Origin of the sequence: Woronichinia naegeliana WA131, assembly GCA_025370055.1 — a bacterium.
Classification (GTDB): domain Bacteria; phylum Cyanobacteriota; class Cyanobacteriia; order Cyanobacteriales; family Microcystaceae; genus Woronichinia; species Woronichinia naegeliana.
The window spans coordinates 5,632,792-5,650,778 of record CP073041.1; the positions used below are offsets into that span (position 1 = coordinate 5,632,792).

Genomic DNA, 17,987 nt, shown 5'->3' on the forward strand with positions numbered 1-17,987 from the left:
TAGCTGTACTTGATGGTATAGTGGATCAAAGTCATCCTTGTTTTGACGGTGCTGTGGGTAGGTACGGCACAAAAAGAATTAGAAAAAACAAGAATTGAAAATATTAGACTTTATTATTATAAATCATTCAAAATGGAGTAAGCTTTATGTTGACAATAAAAGTGAATGATTTAAAACAACTCCATGACCTTGATGATGCTCAATGGCTAGAAGAAACCGTTAGCTTACTAAAAAAGCATCAATTTCAACAGCTAGATTTAGATCATTTAATCGAGGAATTAGAGGATTTAGGAAGAGAGAAAAAAAATACGGTAGCCAGCCTGTTAGAAAAAATTATCCGTCATTTATTATTACTGCAATACTGGACAAGGGAATCCGAATATAATGCAGTTCATTGACAAGAAGAAATTTATACCTCCCGTACTCAATTAGGACGAAAAATGACCACCCATCTCCGCAACTATTTAGAGAAAGAATTAAATTCTATCTATCAAGATGTGTTAGGATTTGTAGAGATTAAAACAATGAGTGCGGTGACCTTTCCCGCTCAATGTCCTTATTCTCTGGAACAATTGCTAGATCGCGATTGGTTGCCATAAAAATTTAAGATAAATAAAAAAATCAAGATAATGATTACCGCAGAGCCTATTATTTTAAACCTCAACGCCGTCAACTTAAGCGATGAGCAATTCTATCAACTTTGCCATAGTAATGACGAGTGGCGACTAGAACAAACTGCCCAAGGAGAACTCATTATTATGCCCCCGATTGGTGCCATTAGTGGCAACCGCGAATCTGATTTAAACGGCTTTGTTTGGTTATGGAATCGTCAAACCAAACTCGGTAAAGTCTTTAGCTCTTCCACTATCTTTACCTTGCCCAATGGTGCGAAACGTTCCCCTGATGTCGCTTGGATCGCCAAGGAACGCTGGGACGCTTTACCCCTAGAAGAACAAGAAAAATTTGCTAAAATTTGCCCCGATTTTGTAATAGAATTAAGATCTCGCACGGATTCCTTAACCCAACTCCAAGCAAAAATGGAGGAGTATCTTGTTAATGGTGTAAGACTCGGTTGGTTAATTGATCCCATGAGTCAACAGGTAGCCATCTATCGCCCACATCAAGCAGTAGAAATTATTTCATTACCAACGACCTTATCTGGGGAAAACGTTTTACCAGGATTTACTTTAGAACTACCTCTTTTTTAATCCAATGACTCAAATTACTTTCGTTGAAAGCAGATTGACATTCACCTAATTAATTTCAGACATAATTTTATCAAAAATATTGAAATAAAAATTATTTTAATTTATCCGTAACTTGAATATTACCTTTTATCATTAACAATTCAGAAAACCATCAACATAGCCAAAATGACTAACATTCCTGGACTAAAAAAACTATGGACAGAAACTAGAGGTGATCCTAAAATTTGTGTCGCTGTCCTTGATGGTATAGTTGACCAAAATCACCCCTGTTTCGACGGTGCAGACCTGACTCGACTCCCTAGTTTAGTCTCAGGAGAAGCCAACGAAAATGGCTCTATGTCCACTCACGGAACCCACGTTGCCAGTATTATCTTCGGTCAACCTGACTCCCCCGTTGAAGGCATCGCGCCCCATTGTCGAGGCTTAATTGTTCCCGTATTTGCAGATGATCGCCTGCGGTTATCTCAACTCGATTTAGCCAGAGCCATTGAACAAGCTGTTAACGCGGGAGCCAATATTATAAACATTAGTGCCGGTCAATTAACCGATGAAGGCGAAGCCGATACTTGGTTAGAAAAATCTGTACAACTCTGCAAAGAAAATAATGTTTTGCTGATAGCCGCAACAGGCAATGATGGCTGTGAATGTTTGCACGTTCCTGCCTCTTTACCTACCGTTTTAGCAGTCGGTGCAATGGACGACCAGGGCAAACCAACCAATTTTAGTAACTGGGGAGGCGAGTACCAAAATCAAGGCATTCTGGCCCCTGGTGAAAACATTTTAGGGGCGAAACCTGGCGGCGGAACCACTCGCTTAAATGGAACCAGTTTTGCCACTCCCATTGTGAGTGGTGTTGTGGCCTTATTGCTCAGTTTGCAAATTAAAAGAGGAGAAAAGCCAGACCCGCAAAAAGTGAGAACGGCCCTCCTGGCAACTGCGACTCCCTGTAATCCCAAAGACACCGATGAGCAAAATCGCTGTTTAATGGGAAAATTAAACATCCCTGATGCTATAGAATTTTTATTAGGAGAAACTATGTCCGACGAATTAGACTTAGAAACAGTGGAAGCTTCTGGTTGTGGCTGCGGCGATAATCCAGATGAGTCCGTCCTCAATGAACCCCTAGAAACCAGCGAACTTAAATTAGCTGAAGTGACTCCTAGTCAAACAGAAATTGTGTCCGTGCCGCCCTCCGTTTCCCCCGTTATTAGTCAACCTAATCCCGTTAATACCATGTCCAATTCCACTAATTTTGTGACCGCCAGCGAAGCTCCGAGTGAACTTGAAGGCAAAAATTTAGTTTATGCTCTCGGTGTTTTAGGCTATGATTTCGGTTCTGAAGCTCGTCGCGATTCCTTTAAACAATTAATGCCAGGAGTTAGCGTTGAGGGAACATTAATTCCCGCCAATCCCTACGATGCTCGTCAGATGGTGGATTATTTAGGGGAAAATTTACCCGAAGCTAAGGCTCTAATTTGGACATTAAATTTAGAATTAACGCCTATCTATGCGATCGAACCTGTAGGCGGTTTTTCCCGTGATGTTTATGAGGTATTACAGAGCCTTTTGGACGGCCAAATTCAAGCTGAAACCGATCCCAACTTTGTACAAAGAGTTAGTATTCCTGGGGTCTTAACAGGCCGTAGTGTTAAGCTTTTCTCTGGTCAAGTTGTTCCCGTTGTTGAGATTAATAATACACGCGGTTTATACGGCTGGAAAGTTAACACTCTCGTTACTGCGGCGATCGCTTCTGTCCAGGAACAGTCTAATGATGCAGAAGAAGATGCCATCCGTCGCACTCTAAGCAGTTTCTTGAATCGCATTTATTATGATTTACGTAATTTAGGCACAACATCCCAAGATCGGGCCTTAAATTTTGCCTCTACTAATGCATTCCAAGCGGCTTCGACCTTTGCTCAGGCAGTGGGTGCGGGTTATGAATTAGATAGTATTAATGTGGAAAAAAGTCCTTTCTGTCGTTTAGATAGCGATTGTTGGGATGTTAAACTGAAGTTCTTTGATCCAGAGAATAGTCGTCGTGCTAAAAAGATTTATCGCTTTACGATTGATGTGAGCGACACTATTCCTGTCACCTTGGGTGAAGTCCGTTCTTGGTCTAGTGCTTATTAATTAAATTCCCTTTCGTATCCTTTTGAAAGTAAAATCCCCCCTAGCCCCCCTTTGAAAGTAAAATCCCCCCTAGCCCCCCTTTGAAAGTAAAATCCCCCCTAGCCCCCCTTTGAAAGTAAAATCCCCCCTAGCCCCCCTTTGAAAGGGGGGGAGTGAGAATTATGAGATTACCTGTTTTGTCTCCGCCAGTTAAAAGACCTGATGTGATTTATCCCCATCGTTCTGTTGATGTCATTCACGGTACGGTGGATGAGTTGCTGAGTATTCGCATGAAGTTATTGCACGGTGCGAATTATAATGATCCTGCGGCTTTTGCCAATCGCAGTTATCAGCAACTTAAGTCGTCGGGTTGTCGATGTGCTTTTTAGGGTTTGATCCCCCCTAACCCCCCTTAAAAAGGGGGGCAAATATAATAATAAATAGGAGCTAATTTTAATTATGACTACCGAGAAAAAAACAGAAACTACGCCTAAAACCAGTGGCGATCGCCCTGAAAAGAAAAAACCTGTCAAATATAAATTCCAACAGGATACTTTGACAACGGGACTTTCTGATTATGGGTTTTGGGCGCACCAGGTCACAAAAGAACGGGCAAAACTACCTGAAGTTGATCCCCCGTTTCGTCGTGGTAGAATTTGGTGATAATTGTCTGATCCAATTTTCAAGGAATTTTCGACAACATGAAAACCAGTAAACTTCTGCCTAAATTGACTGCTCCCGTTCAACGTTCTGCGATCGCGGTTGTTTCCGATCAATCTTTTGCAGTTACGGCCTCTACCCATTGCGACATTGCAACTCGTCAATGTTTTCCCTTTGCAGGGGATGATGCGGAGTAATCCTATTTGTCACGATTGAATATTCAAAAGAGCGATCGCTGTTTTAATGGATAATTGACAATGGATAATTATTAACTGTTCATTATCAACTATCAATTAATCGGCGATCGCTTTTTTTGTATTTATTTACGGACAGACCAGGAACGAACTTCTCCCAAGGTGACAGGAATCAGATAACTGACATCAATGGTAAATAAATAGACTTTTTTAGCTCTTAAACCGCGATCAGGATCAAAGAATTTTAGTTTGATATCCCAACAATCGCTATTAATACGGCAGAAAGGACTTTTTTCCACTTCAATGGTGTCTAATTCCATGCCCGTAGCGATCGCCTGAGCAAAACTAGAAGCCGCTTGAAAAGCATTGGTTGCCGCAAAATTCAGAGCGCGATCCTTGGCAGTTTGTCCTAAGTTTTGCAGATCAAAATAAACTCGTTTCAGGAAACTACTCAGGCTTCTTCGCATTTTAATTTCATTCTCATCAACCAGTTCCTCCGAAAGAATTTGTAATGCCGCATCCACTAAACCGTTAACCTTCCAGCCGTACATTCCCCGCGTATTGTTGACCGTAATAACAGGGACTTCTTGACCAGAGAAAAGTTCAATCTTTTTATCTGTTAGTTGTCCTGGAATACTAACTCGTTCAATAAAATTATCGCTGTCTTCAGGTTCTAATTGACCTGCTAACATTAATTGCAACATTTCATAAATATCACTTGCAAATCCCCCTTTAACCTCAATGACATAAATCGGATTTAGTTCTTGATTAATTGTCCAGATTAAGGATTTATGTTCCGAGGGATTTTCTGCTAAGTAATTCACCAATTGACGAGCATCGTAGGGATTGGCTGGAATTGTTGTACCGTCAATTTCCACCGCAGGCATTAACTGTTTAAAACTATCCCGTCGAGCTTCACTACCGAAATCATAACCAATTGTCCCCAAAACATAAACCCGTTTAGAGTCCGAACTCGCCGTAATTCCTTGAATAGTTTCACTAACCGTAATAGAAGCGATCGCTACAGTCGCAGAATGATTACTAGGAATTACATCGCCTACCGTTACTAACGAATTATTAACAAAATTTTCTGTTCTTTTAAGAGGACTAACACGATTACTAGGAGCATTAATTGTTGAAGGAATAATGTTAGGGCTTTCAATAATCGCTAAACTTTTGTCTGTGAGTAACTGGTAAGCACCTGGAATATTCAGCTTACCTAATAAACAACGTTCGGGTTCTTCAACTTGTTTTGGGTCACAGGGAATGGCACTCTTTAAAATCGCTTGTCGCACTTTTTCCGCATTGGGTTTTTCCCCTCGTTGCAATTGCAAACTCATTAATAAAGCCGAAATTCCCGTCACAATTGGAGCCGCGCAACTGGTTCCTTTTTCTCTGATAGGTTCATCAGTGCCTGGGGTTGCTCCTAAAATATTTTCCCCATTAGCCATGACTCCTTTATCTTGATAGTCACCACCATAATTACTAAACTTAAAGGGTTGACCATCATCACGCATCGCTCCCACCGTTAAAACATCGGGTAAAATCGCAGGAATACACCAACATTCACCCTTATCATTTCCCCCAGGCGCAATAATTAAAATATTACTGTCTTGGCATTGTTTAACGGCACGGGCAAAAATTTCCTGAGCCATGCCTGATTGAGTGGGATGACAAGCGGCAATATGAATAATATTAACCTCTGCTTTTAAGGCTTCGTTAATCGCGTGGGTAAGATTGACGAAAGAAATAAAATTGTTGTCAGCAAAGGTAATCGGAATATTAATAGCAGTGCAATCGGGAGCAATGCCTTCCACAGGAGAACCGTGTTGTCCTAAAATCGTGCTGGCGATATGGGTGGCATGACTAGAAAAATCAATGCGGGCGCGAATCGGCTCAGGAAAATGTTCAAAAAAAGCGTCCCTTTCTTTTTTAGCTTCCTCTTTGTCGTGATCAGGATCTTGCTCTTTTTTAGCTTTTTGTTCCTGATTAAAATCCGTTGCTAATTTCAGATAATGATAATACTCGTCATTGAGTTCAATATCTTCAGCCCAGTAGGGTTTAAATTGGCTAATATTTGCGCCTCGAAAACAAGCGCGATCTAAATCGGCCGCACCGTCGAGAATGGCAATTTTAATACGCGGGTCGCCTTTGGTCTTTTTCCAAAGTTCGGGAATTCCAGGAATAGTAATTAAATCTGGCATTGTAACTTTCAAATTTTGGATTAAGGTTAAAGTTTAGCCTGAAACTGAATTATACAGGGAGTGGGAATCTCTCGTGACGGGTTCCGGTGAGCTTTTGAGACAAGAGTCATTCAGACTCGATTATCTTGGTGTATCTTAAACTAATTAAGGTTACGCCATAACGTTAGATTTTTTGAATTACGGTGTGAGGGTTTTTTTGTGGTTTTCCCAACTTCTCCGACTAAGCGTTCTTCTCGGCCCTCTTCCTCTAAACGAAAATCCTCTAAGCATTCTCCCCAAAAACAGAAAGGGAACTGGGTTCTGACTACGCTCGGTTTAACGGCGATCGCCCTTCTCTCTGCCACCGCAGGTGCATTGCTTGCTTTTTCGATGGCCTCCATTCCCCTAGGACAGTCGAAACTAACCCCCGCCCAGTCCGCTGTTTTTAATAAAGCTAAGACTATTTCCTATCAAAGCCTCAATCTCCCTCAACTCAGTCGTCCCATTAATATTCTTGTTCTCGGAACAAAGGTTCTAACTTCCGACGTGGGAGACAATTCGGCTAAAACCTTGGGATATCAAGCGTTGGTTAATTCACTGAGTGGGCTGACCGATACGATGATGCTGATCCGTCTTGACCCTGAAAAGGAAAAACTGACGGTTGTTTCTCTTCCTCGTGATACCCAGGTCGAAATTGAGGGGCATGGATTACAAAAAATCAATGAAGCTAATGTCTATGGTGGGCCATCCCTCGCGGCGGAAACTGTGAGTCATCTTTTAGGAGATGTACCAATTGATCGCTATGTGCGGGTTAATGTGCAGGCAGTGGAAAAGTTGGTAGATGCCCTCGGTGGAGTAACAGTCTATGTTCCTAAAAATATGAAGTATCAGGACGATAGCCAACATCTTTATATCAATCTTCAGGAAGGACAACAACATCTGGACGGCAATAAAACGCTACAACTACTTCGTTTTCGTCACGATCAATTGGGAGACATTGGACGGATTCAACGGCAACAAATGGTCAGTCGCGCCATTATTGAACAAGCTCTCAAGCCGCAAACTTTACTGAAAATTCCTGATGTCCTCTCAATTGTCCAATCTCATATTGATACCAATGTTAATCTTGAAGAATTAATTGCGATCGCCGGATTTGCAGCCCAAACGCAGCGTAGTAATGTGCAAATGTTGATGTTACCGGGCAACTTTAATAGTAACGGTCGCACCGAAACCAGTTATTGGTTGCCTGATGCTGCTAAAATCCAGACCCTAGTCGCTCAATATTTTGGAGGTTCCCCCTCAGCTACTTCCAGTCTTGACAACCCAGAAACGGTCGCTTCAGAACCGGAGCAAGATCCGAGCAAATTACGCATTGCGATCCAAGACAGCGCAAATAATCCTGCTGCCGTCCAATCCTTGGTACGAACTTTGAACGAAGTAGGTTATCGGCGGGTTTATGTGGTTGAACATTGGCGACAACCCTTAGCGACAACTCGAATTGTGGCTCCTAATGGCAATGATTTGGGGGCTTCTCAGGTAAGAGCCAGTCTTGGTATAGGGGAAGTGTTAGTGGATAGCAATGGCTATTTAGTTTCCGATGTCACTATCCAAGTGGGACAAGATTGGGTTGAGCGGACGCAACAGGGAAATTAAAGATTATCCTGTCACTAGCAGGCATGACATACATATTTAATGATTTGCAGGTAGATGTAATTTGGGATCTTGAGCGACCCAACCCACTGGAGACTGGAAACGAACCTCAAAATGCACATGAGTTTCAGGAATATCTGGGCGGCCGGATATACCGACGTAACCAATGACTTGTCCAGATTGTACGATTTGTCCAGCTTCAGCTTGAAATTGACTGAGTTGGGCATAACGAGTTTGTCGTCCATTGCCATGATCGATGACAACCAGAAAACCATAGGGGCCTTCTTTACTAACTAGAAGCACTGTCCCTGATGCAGCGGCTAGCACTGGTGTGCCTTCTGGGGCCAACAAGTCAATACCACTGTGAAAAAAAGTTTGTTGGCCGGGTGAATGGGATTGCCAACCGTAGTCCAGACCAATTTTGGCCGGATGAGGAAGCGGATAATGGGTTAGGCCGGTATAGGTATCCACTGGTTTTTTTTCACTGGCAGTCCAAACCACGCCTGGAATAAAAACAACTTTAGGTTTTTGGGTACAACCATTGACTTCAAAAAGAATATCAGCACGAATTCCGTAGGCTTTGGCTACATCTTGCCAGGTGGCTCCCTGGGGCACTTCAATGCGAATACCATTAAAAGGCGGAATTAAAATGACAGTTCCAACGGGGGCTTTACCCTTTTTGAGTTGGGGATTAAGACTACTGAGGGTTTCGGGGACAAGATGATATTTTTGGGCAAGGCTGGCCAGGGTTTCTCCCGCCCCAAGACGATGGCGTTGCAAGCGAGAAAGAGCCGGAGTAGGACAATTTTGAGAAAGGTTGGGAGATTGAGCAAGGGTGAGAGTGGTTCCTATGCAGAAATAAAGCCATAAACTGAATTGTCCTAGAATATATTTCCCTACCCCAAAGGAGCTTTTTGTCATTCTCAGGTTGGCCAGCAAAGATAAAATCATAGAGTTTTGCAATTTAACATTTACTTCTGTCAATGCCAATGTTCACATTTGGTTATAGCAAATCTTTAGTCTTTTCCAAGGTTAACAATTCAATGTTTGGCAACAGGAAATATGATAGAGGGGAGATGATGTTACTCAAAGATCCATCCCCCTATGAAAGCCAAAGATGTTCAGGTATTTCCCCTTGCTCCCCAAACTTTTGTGCTGCGATCGCGGACTTGGGAGCGATTAAAGTTTGAAATTGAGTATGGACTACAGCGAGGAACCACCGCCAATGCTTTTTTGATAGAAGCCGAAAAGTTAGCTCTTTTTGATCCGCCAGGGGAATCTTTTAGTGAAATTTTTCTTCAGGCTCTCCAGTCTCGATGGGATCTTCAGCAATTAGATTATCTGATTTTGGGCCATATCAACCCAAACCGAGCCGTTACCATCAAAGCTTTATTATCCCTTGCCCCTCACCTAACGCTAGTTTGTTCTAATCCAGCGGCCCAATCCCTGGAAAAATTATTAGAAGAGCAACCCTATAAAATCAAAATCATTAAAGGGGAAGATCGCCTCGATCTAGGTCAAGGCCATCAGCTTGAATTTATTCCCACTCCTAACCCCCGTTTTCCCGATCAACTCTGTACCTATGATCCCCAAACTGAGATTTTATTCACAGATAAATTATTTGGGGCTCATGTCTGTGGGGATCAAGTCTTGGATGAAGGTTGGACTGTTTATAACGAAGACCGACGCTACTATTTTGATTGTTTGTTAGCTCCTTCGGCCAAACAAGTTACCAATGCCCTGGATAAGTTAGGGAGTAAGATAGCCCATCTCTATGCCCCAGGCCATGGCCCCCTGGTCAAATATGGCTTGCAGGAATTAACGAATGCCTATCGTCAGTGGCTACAAGAGCAACAGTCAAAAGATCTCTCGGTCGCGCTGATCTATGCGTCGGCCTATGGTAATACGGCTACTTTGGCCCAGGCGATCGCTCGTGGGATTACCAAGGCGGGGGTGAGTGTGGAGTCTATCAATGCTGAAATTACAGAGTCAGAAGAGATCAAATCCGCCATTTCCCAATCCGCAGGCTTTATTTTTGGCTCTCCGACCTTAGGCGGCCACGCTCCAACACCGATCCAAACGGCTCTGGGAATTACCCTCGCTAATGCGGAAAAAAGTCAACTGTGTGGGGTCTTTGGCTCCTTTGGCTGGAGTGGAGAGGCGATCGATCTACTGGAAAATAAATTTCGAGATGCGGGCTACCGTTTTGGGTTTGAAACGATCCGGGTCAAGTTTAAACCAACGGAACAAACCCTTAAACTCTGTGAAGAGGCTGGAACGGATTTTGCCCAGGCTCTCAAAAAAGTTCAGCGATCGCGTCAACCCAAAGCCTCGGTTAGTGAATCCCAGTCAGCGAGAACGGAACAAGCACTCGGTCGCATTGTGGGATCTCTTTGTATTGTCACCACTAGTCAGGGAGAAGTGAAAGGCGCGATGTTGGCCTCCTGGGTTGCTCAAGCCACCTTTACTCCCCCCGGATTGACCATTGCCGTTGCCAAGGAACGGGCGATCGAATCCCTGCTCTATAACCATAGTCATTTTGTTCTCAATATTCTGCCAGAGGGAAAACACCTCAGTTTAATGAAACATTTTCTGAAACCCTTCGCCCCTGGAGAAGATCGCTTTGTGGGCGTTGAAACAGAAACAGCAGATAATGGCGCGCCAATTCTCAAGGAAGCTTTAGCCTATCTAGAATGTACTGTCCAAAACCGGATGGAGTGCGGCGATCACTGGATTATTTATGTCACGATTGCGTGTGGTAAAGTCCTCAACGAAGGATTAACCGCCGTTCATCATCGTAAATCTGGTAGCTATTATTAGCGTTTAGCCCCTGTGTGACTGTGCCGAAAAATAAAGTGACCATTTCTTCAACAGCCTGCTAAAATTCTAGAAACTTGGCAGATTTAAACTTCAGTTTACAAAACTTGACGCGAGGTCATAAAAATTTACCCGAAAACGCCCATGAAAAAAACAAGTCAATGGTTTACCCCCCTAGCAATTCTTGCTGCCACCAGTCTTGCCTGGACTTCCCCCAGCGTTGCTAACGAGGCTTATCCAACGGCAAGTGTCGATTATTTTCAGGGGCAACAGTCGATCCCCATTGGGGTTGATGCGCCAGAAATGGAGGAAACGCCCAATAATAATGATAATTTTGGTAATTTTGGCTCTCCCATCTATCAAGGAACCTGTCCTGCTACCTTAGATCCGATTGTTCGCCGTATTATTGGCTCTGATACTGCTAATCGCTGGGGCATTCTCGTGGAAACCCTACAGGACGGGAAAATTCTTTACAATCACAACGGCGATCGCAACTTTATTCCCGCCTCCAATAACAAGATTTTTACTACCGCCGCCGCTCTACAACGCTTAAGTCCCGACACCCCGATCAAATCCAATGTCTCCCTGCAACAGTGGGTAATGGTGACCAACAAGCGCAGTCATAATGGTTATGCTGATACCTTAATGCGCTATATTGGCGGGCCGGGTGCAGCCAAAGCGACTTTAACCCAACTGGGAGTCGATCCCAGATCCTTCCGATTAGCAGATGGCTCTGGTCTTTCCCGTGCCAACACTACGACTCCTCGTGCCTTGGTTGATACTCTGCGAGCGATGTATTCTTCTCCCCAAGGAGAACTATTCGTGGCTTCCCTTCCCGTTGCTGGCATGAATGGCACCCTAACGCGACGGATGCGTTCTACTCCTGCCCAGGGCAACGTTTATGCCAAAACAGGAACCTTAACAGGGGTGCGGGCCCTTTCTGGCTATATTAACAACTCTACCTATGGAACTCTAGTGTTTAGTATTTTGGCTAATGATTCCCGTCGCCCTGGCACTTCTTTGGTTCATGCCATTGACCAGATTGTTGTGCAATTAAATATGATGAATCAGTGCAATTAAGTGCAAACTTAAGCTAATGGTTTAATTCTAGACAGTTCAAACAACAGTAGTTTTTCAAGGTTAGTACCAAGAAAACTTACTGGGTTTTTGGCTTGTTGAGATAAATATTCAAGTAGGAATTGTCAATTAGCTTAGGTTATTGCAAATGGGAAGTCACAGCGACTATGATGGGTTGTAAACCTAGTTCCTTACCTTTTGACGATGCCCCATACTGCTAATTCTCTCAAAGCAGAATTAAATGCCAGAGGCTGGCGATTGACTCCACAACGGGAAAAAATTCTCACAATTTTTCAGAATCTACCCAAAGGTAACCATCTGAGCGCAGAAGAGCTACATGAGTTAATGGAAAAACAGGGTGAGGGAATTAGTCTGTCCACCATTTACCGTAGTGTCAAGTTAATGTCTCGTATGGGTATTTTACGAGAATTAGAACTGGCTGAAGGTCATAAGCATTACGAACTTCAACAACCCTATCCCCATCATCACCATCATATTGTCTGCGTTCAATGTAATCGCACCATTGAATTTAAAAATGACTCGATTTTAAAGCATAGTCTCAAGCAATGTGAAAAAGAAGGATTTCAATTGATCGATTGTCAATTGACAGTAACGACTATCTGTCCTGAGGCGATCCGTATGGGTTGGCCGTCCGCTTTACCCAGTAACTGGTGTTGTACCCGTACCATCTCCAAAGGACATATTGATGGACAAGAAGCCGGTGAACCACCGGGGAGCCTCCCTGATTTGCAATGAGTCAAAGTACTTAGGAAATATGTTGTTCACTATCTAAAAACCCACATTCCGTACTTGGCAACAAGAATTTTAATTAATACGAACAAGTCTAGTAGTCCAAGGCGTAAGTTTAGGTGCTATAAAATTTAAGCAGCCAAAACCTTCCCCCGATACGTCCATCGAAAGGGCTTCGCCATAGTGCGGTTAAAATAGTCGATGAATTCAAGAATTTGCGTTCTTAAATCATCTTGACTGAGAAAATTTCCTCGTTTCAGTAACTGGACAGTGGGAAGTTCTCGAGGCGTGTAAGTGGAGAAAAGAAAATCGGACATCCGATACAAAAGAGTGCCGTTATGTCCGAAACTGGCTGATATAAGAAAATCGATAGCCAGTGCTATCTATCAATTATGCAACTATGTCAGCGACTAGAGCAAATCCTCAATCAGGGCAAACGCATCTAAATTCTAGACTCCTTATCTGATAAGACTTTCAGCGTTCCATAAAAAAATCAATCATGATCTCGGAAACCCTTATCCAACCTACCTTTCAAAAATAAGATGCGTTCGCCCTGAATCCTCAATAATCTCCGTCCAGCCTTTAGCCGAGAAGCAACGTTCCAATGGTTTATCCTGTTAGTCTGGGGAGTAGTGCTCAACAGCCAACCCAGCGCAATAACTAGCTATGTCAATGCCATTGGCTGAACAGAGAGCTACTACAATCAGGCTCTACATTGGTTTGATTCCAAGGCGTTTAGGGTCGAAGGACTAACTTTACAATGGTCAAAGTGGCTAAGTCAGCATGAAAGTCTATACAGAATTAAAGGGAAACGGGTGTATGTGGGTGATGGCATCAAAGTGGGGAAAGAAGGACGCAAGATGCCAGGTGTAAAACGACTACACCAAGAATCGGAAGATGTGTCCAAGCCAGAGTGGATAAGGGGTCATTACTTCAATGCCTTGAGTATTTTGGTGGGAGTAGGGAAAGCCTGCTTTGCCTTGCCCTTAGTGTTGCGGCTAGACGATGGCATCAAGTCCAAAGCAACCGAGAAGGGGGAGGGAAAAGGCAAAAAAAAGGTGAAGACGAGCCTGGTGACAAAAATGGCTGACCTTTGTGTTACTTAGGGCTTGCTGAAAAAGTCAAAAAACGAAAGAAATGTGGGTTAGGGAAGTATGGACTGAAAAAGCATAGATAACTTATCCTTATGGAAACAAATCAAAATACAGATTTTGTTTAATCTATTGTTCCTTTCTGTCTAAAAAGGTCAACACAAATCACTCCTCACAAAAGAGAGGAAAATTAACACCATTTTTCACAAGAAAAACGACTCTACAACTTTTTACTTTTTGTCTTCTGAAGTAGAGTAGAAAGATTCATTACCAAAAAGTTCATCGCAATTACCGTTTCCGAGGTCTCAGGTAGTTTGGCCATCACTCGACCAAGACTAAATTTCCTCTTTCCCTGTCCGAATTTACCCTCAATGGCATTACGCACTCTTTCATCTGAGCGTGCCTCTTTCTTTTTTTCTTTGCTCACCTCTTTCGGCGGTCTTCCCAATCGGGGACCACTCATTCTTATATCCCTTTCTTTACAATAAGCTCGATTCGCTTTTGTTCGATAGATTTTATCCACATGAACCGATTCCGGATAACATCCTGTTTCCCTTTTATATTCTTCTATTCGCGCTTGTAAATCTCCCGATTCGTTGTAATTATCCCAACTTAATTTGTCTAAGAAGACAAAGCCATTCACATTACTTGCCGATATTTTAGCTCCAAACTCTACTGCTTTTCCCGCTTTTCCACGCACTATTGGACGCACGTGAGGTTGGCTTACACTCACAATTCTGTTTTCTACTTTATTTGTCTTTTTTTCATACATTTCTAACTGTTGCTCATACACTTTTCCTATCGTTACAAGCTCTTCTTGCTCTTTTTTCGTTAGTTTTTCTAACTTTGCTCCCTCTTCTATCATTTTTTCTATATCAGACAAGTTTCTTTTTATATATCCTAGTTGTTTTTTTGTTCCTTTTCTTCTTGCTTTTTTTGACACACGACGTTTTTTTGCTATGGCTAAGTACTCTTTTCTTGCCACTTCCCTATAAGTCCTCGGCTTTTCTTTCCTTTTCTCTTTTATTTCTTCATACAGCTTATCTATTATTTTTTCTGTTTTTTCTCTGGCATCATTCAATATTCCTATATCCGTTGGATATTTTATATCTGCTGGTGTACAAGTCGCATCTAACAATAACTTTCCTTCATTTTCTTTTTTTTCTGATGCTACACCCGTCGCTTTTTTTTCTATTTCTTTATTAATTTTATTTATTAATTCCATTCCTATTTTTTTACGAAAATGAACCATCATTGACGCATTAAATGCTTCTTTGCTACTATAGCTTTCCATTCCTATAAAGTACTGTAAATAAGGGTTCTCTTTTATTTGTTCTACTGTTTCTCTGTCACTTTTTCCTGAAATTTCTTTGATAATTAATGCTCCTAATGCCATTCTAAATGATTTGGCTGGGGCTCCTTTTTTTTCTGTGAAGTTTTTTGCATATTCTTCCTCATATTCTTCCCAAAGAATCATTTTTGACATTTCTATCCAACGATTTTCTTCGTCTAACTGCCCGCCGAACAGATTTTTCAAGTTTTCTGGTGTTTCAATTGAGTACTTTTGCTTTCGGTACATCTGCTTTCTCTCTTCTTAATGCAATGGTTTTGAGGCATTCTACCCTATTTTCGTGCATTCTAGCGGTTCTTAATTCGCCTACTATTTTTCTCCGTAAAGGTTTCAGCTTTTTTCAGCAAGCCCTATGTAATTTTGGATGCTTATTTTGCTTGCGAACCAGTGCTCAAAAGTTTTCGCCAGAACGCCTTGCATCTAATCACAAGAGTGCGTTGCTCCACCGTCGCCTATGCCCCCTTTTGTTCCGTGCCGACGCTGACGGGGAGAGGACGACCACGGATTTGGGGGAGTTCGATAAAAGATAAAACTAGAAAAGCTGTTCGCTCTGGCGGCGGACTTTCCGACAGCTAAAGTCTGGCTCTATGGTCAACAAGTCACGGTTTCTTATCAGTGCTTTGAGTTCCACTGGGATAGTCCCCATCAGCTCGTCAAGTTTGTTCTGACCCAATTGCCTAACGGACGACGACTGATTCTGCTTTCTACTGATCTCTGTTTGACTGGACCTAAGATTATTGCCGCTTACGGTCTCCGATTGAAGATTGAAGTCACTTTTCGTCAATTAGTCCATCTTTTGGGCAGCTTTGCCTATCGTTTTTGGCTTAAGAGTCTTCCTACTTTACCTACCTGGCCCAGCAATCTTATCCTCAGTGACTATCCACAAGCTGTTCAGACTCAGATTTTAAACAAGGTAGAAGCCTTTGAGCGTTTTGTTAACCTTAATGCCATTGCTTTAGGGCTACTTCAAATTCTCGCCTTAGAGTTACCCCAGGGGATTTGGGCTAATTTTCCTCGATGGTTTCGGACATTACCATCCTATGGCTACCCTAGTGAACGGATTGCTCAACTAGCCCTTCAACATCAAGCCCAAATGATTTTTCCTCAAAGTCCACCCAGTCTGCTTTTGCCTAAATTCCTTACCGCTAAACTTGCCTCTTCCCCAAGCCCTGATATGCTTACTTTCGTCGCATAGTCATTACCTTATCTGGCATCCATAAACTTCCCACTGTCCAGTCACTAAGGCGTATAAAAATAATGTCTCTTGTAATCCTGATAATTTCTTTTCCCAATTCAATATTGTTGTTTTCGCGTAGCCGAATACTCGGGCTGCTGCATTTAATCCTATTCCTTCCATTCTGGCTTTTAATACTTTTACAATTTCACTTAATGGGGTTTCTAAGCCAGCGATTACGCTACCATAAGTCTCAGCAAAACAAGAACAGCAATTCCAAATTCAAATGGTATAAATAGAGACAGAAAAACTTTGACCTATAGGAAGTTATGAATAAAGAGAAAAGTGTCTACTGATTTTGCAGAGAGAAAGATGGAAGTAAACGACCTAAGTTTTGACGGAATCGTTCACTGTTTAAACGAGGTCATTGGGAAGATAGATGACCCCCGTTCGGTTAGTAATGCAACGAAATATAGTCTAAGAGAGGCGATACTGGGGGCATTTGCCGCCTTTTTTATGCAAAATGAGTCATTTTTAGAGTACCAACGTCAGCTTAACAGCCGTTGTGGGCGAGATAATGCTCAGAGCTTGTTTGGACTAGAAAAAATACCAACAGTAGAACAGATTCGCAACATTGTGGATGGGGTAGCAGCGAGTAGTCTATTCCCTTTGTTTGGGTTAATTTACCAAGCATTGAGGAGCATGGGATTCTTGAAAGCCTATGAAATATTGAGGGGAAATCTTCTAGTAGCAATGGATGGGACAAATTACTACAGTTCGGAAAAAGTAAATTGTCCATGCTGTTCAACCAAAACGTCAAAACAGGGAAAAGTCACCTACTTCCATCAGGCATTATTGCCCGTGATTGTTTCCCCAGACCATGAATCAGTTTTTTCCTTACCCCCTGAATTTATTACCCCTCAAGACGGTTCTGAAAAGCAAGATTGTGAGCAAAATGCGGCGAAACGTTGGATAAGTAACCATGCTAGTCTGTTTGCGGGACAGAAGATAACTCTGCTAGGGGATGACTTGTACAGTCGTCAGCCCACTTGTCAGCACTGTCTCGACCACGATTTCAACTTTATCTTCGTCTGTTTACCGACTTCTCATCCCACACTCTATGAATGGTTAAACTATTTAGAAACTAATGGAGAAGTCAAAACCACTCAACACCGACGTTGGAATGGGAAGTATTTCGAGATTTGGCACTGCCGTTATCTCAATCAGATTCCCCTGCGAGACCAACAGCCTGCTTTGTTGGTTAACTGGTGTGAGCTAAAAATCCACCGCGAATCCGATGCTCAACTTCTTTATCACAATAGTTGGATTACCAATCATTTTCTCACCCCTCACATCGTTCTTGATGTCTGTCGTGCTGGACGGACTCGTTGGCGTACTGAGAACGAGAATCACAATATTCTCAAAAATCGAGGCTATCACTTAGAGCATAATTTTGGGCATGGTAAACAACACCTCGCCTCTGTTTTGCTTACCCTGAATTTGCTGGCTTTTCTCTTGCACACGGTTTTAGGTTTGGTTGATGAACGTTACCAGAGAATTCGCGTCCAACGCGGCACTCGTAAGGGATTCTTTCAAGATATTCTCTCTTTGACCAAATATCTGTTCTTTGAAAGCTGGCATCATCTTTTAGATTTTATGCTTGATGACTCAGTTTCTCTCGCTGTCTCGAATTCTTCCTAGTTGATTAATTGGCAATTTTCAT

At 42.5% G+C, this 17,987-nt stretch carries 16 protein-coding genes and 2 pseudogenes; 14 read left to right on the forward strand and 4 right to left on the reverse strand.

From position 1 onward, the window contains the following. The first annotated feature begins 146 nt into the window (after nucleotides 1-146). The 6 genes and pseudogenes from KA717_28465 (at nucleotide 147) to KA717_28490 (ending at nucleotide 4,174) form a co-directional block, all read left to right on the forward strand. Nucleotides 147-599 (forward strand): annotated as a pseudogene (locus tag KA717_28465) (DUF29 domain-containing protein). Nucleotides 600-629: 30 nt separating this feature from the next. Next, on the forward strand, nucleotides 630-1,208 hold the full coding sequence (locus KA717_28470; GenBank protein UXE59657.1) for a Uma2 family endonuclease: 579 nt from the start codon (nucleotides 630-632) through the stop codon (nucleotides 1,206-1,208). Between the two features lie 165 nt (nucleotides 1,209-1,373). Next, nucleotides 1,374-3,338: a PatA/PatG family cyanobactin maturation protease gene (locus KA717_28475; GenBank protein UXE59658.1), complete on the forward strand. Its 1,965-nt coding sequence runs from the start codon at nucleotides 1,374-1,376 to the stop codon at nucleotides 3,336-3,338. A 176-nt stretch (nucleotides 3,339-3,514) separates the two neighbouring features. Beyond that, complete coding sequence (locus tag KA717_28480; protein UXE59659.1) at nucleotides 3,515-3,706, forward strand: cyanobactin biosynthesis system PatB/AcyB/McaB family protein; 192 nt, start codon at nucleotides 3,515-3,517, stop codon at nucleotides 3,704-3,706. 70 nt (nucleotides 3,707-3,776) lie between these two features. Beyond that, complete coding sequence (locus KA717_28485; GenBank protein UXE59660.1) at nucleotides 3,777-3,980, forward strand: cyanobactin biosynthesis PatC/TenC/TruC family protein; 204 nt, start codon at nucleotides 3,777-3,779, stop codon at nucleotides 3,978-3,980. A 38-nt stretch (nucleotides 3,981-4,018) separates the two neighbouring features. Further along, nucleotides 4,019-4,174, forward strand: coding sequence for an anacyclamide/piricyclamide family prenylated cyclic peptide (locus tag KA717_28490; protein UXE59661.1), 156 nt, complete (start codon nucleotides 4,019-4,021; stop codon nucleotides 4,172-4,174). A gap of 122 nt (nucleotides 4,175-4,296) precedes the next feature. Here KA717_28490 and KA717_28495 read toward each other — a convergent pair whose 3' ends face one another. Then, on the reverse strand, nucleotides 4,297-6,375 hold the full coding sequence (locus tag KA717_28495) for a PatA/PatG family cyanobactin maturation protease (protein ID UXE59662.1): 2,079 nt from the start codon (nucleotides 6,373-6,375) through the stop codon (nucleotides 4,297-4,299). Nucleotides 6,376-6,573: 198 nt separating this feature from the next. On the opposite strand from KA717_28495, the gene KA717_28500 reads away from it, so the two are divergent. Beyond that, on the forward strand, nucleotides 6,574-8,007 hold the full coding sequence (locus KA717_28500; GenBank protein ID UXE59663.1) for an LCP family protein: 1,434 nt from the start codon (nucleotides 6,574-6,576) through the stop codon (nucleotides 8,005-8,007). 36 nt (nucleotides 8,008-8,043) lie between these two features. On the opposite strand, the gene KA717_28505 is transcribed toward KA717_28500, so the two are convergent. Beyond that, nucleotides 8,044-8,925 carry a M23 family metallopeptidase gene (locus KA717_28505; protein ID UXE59664.1) on the reverse strand — a complete coding sequence of 294 codons (882 nt, stop codon included), beginning with the start codon at nucleotides 8,923-8,925 and terminating at the stop codon, nucleotides 8,044-8,046. Between the two features lie 183 nt (nucleotides 8,926-9,108). Between KA717_28505 and KA717_28510 the strand changes: the two genes are divergently transcribed. From KA717_28510 to KA717_28525, 4 genes are all read left to right on the forward strand, one after another. Then, on the forward strand, nucleotides 9,109-10,824 hold the full coding sequence (locus KA717_28510) for a diflavin flavoprotein (protein UXE59665.1): 1,716 nt from the start codon (nucleotides 9,109-9,111) through the stop codon (nucleotides 10,822-10,824). Between the two features lie 141 nt (nucleotides 10,825-10,965). Then, nucleotides 10,966-11,901: a D-alanyl-D-alanine carboxypeptidase/D-alanyl-D-alanine-endopeptidase gene (dacB, locus tag KA717_28515; GenBank protein UXE59666.1), complete on the forward strand. Its 936-nt coding sequence runs from the start codon at nucleotides 10,966-10,968 to the stop codon at nucleotides 11,899-11,901. 201 nt (nucleotides 11,902-12,102) lie between these two features. Continuing rightward, the gene (locus KA717_28520) at nucleotides 12,103-12,654 is read left to right on the forward strand and encodes a transcriptional repressor (protein UXE64803.1); all 552 of its coding nucleotides are present in this window, start codon (nucleotides 12,103-12,105) and stop codon (nucleotides 12,652-12,654) included. A gap of 809 nt (nucleotides 12,655-13,463) precedes the next feature. Further along, nucleotides 13,464-13,754 carry a hypothetical protein gene (locus KA717_28525; GenBank protein UXE59667.1) on the forward strand — a complete coding sequence of 97 codons (291 nt, stop codon included), beginning with the start codon at nucleotides 13,464-13,466 and terminating at the stop codon, nucleotides 13,752-13,754. A 226-nt stretch (nucleotides 13,755-13,980) separates the two neighbouring features. Here KA717_28525 and KA717_28530 read toward each other — a convergent pair. Then, nucleotides 13,981-15,318: pseudogene (locus tag KA717_28530) on the reverse strand (IS5 family transposase). Nucleotides 15,319-15,450: 132 nt separating this feature from the next. On the opposite strand from KA717_28530, the gene KA717_28535 reads away from it, so the two are divergent. Together KA717_28535 and KA717_28540 are read left to right on the forward strand one after the other, a co-directional pair. Further along, the gene (locus KA717_28535; protein UXE59668.1) at nucleotides 15,451-15,666 is read left to right on the forward strand and encodes a hypothetical protein; all 216 of its coding nucleotides are present in this window, start codon (nucleotides 15,451-15,453) and stop codon (nucleotides 15,664-15,666) included. A gap of 97 nt (nucleotides 15,667-15,763) precedes the next feature. Next, on the forward strand, nucleotides 15,764-16,285 hold the full coding sequence (locus KA717_28540; GenBank protein ID UXE59669.1) for a hypothetical protein: 522 nt from the start codon (nucleotides 15,764-15,766) through the stop codon (nucleotides 16,283-16,285). 3 nt (nucleotides 16,286-16,288) lie between these two features. On the opposite strand, the gene KA717_28545 is transcribed toward KA717_28540, so the two are convergent. Next, a complete protein-coding gene (locus tag KA717_28545; protein ID UXE59670.1) occupies nucleotides 16,289-16,447 on the reverse strand; it encodes a hypothetical protein in 159 nt (52 codons plus the stop codon). A gap of 162 nt (nucleotides 16,448-16,609) precedes the next feature. Here KA717_28545 and KA717_28550 point away from each other — a divergent pair, with 162 nt between their 5' ends. Then, complete coding sequence (locus KA717_28550) at nucleotides 16,610-17,965, forward strand: ISNCY family transposase (protein ID UXE59671.1); 1,356 nt, start codon at nucleotides 16,610-16,612, stop codon at nucleotides 17,963-17,965. Nucleotides 17,966-17,987: the final 22 nt, after the last annotated feature.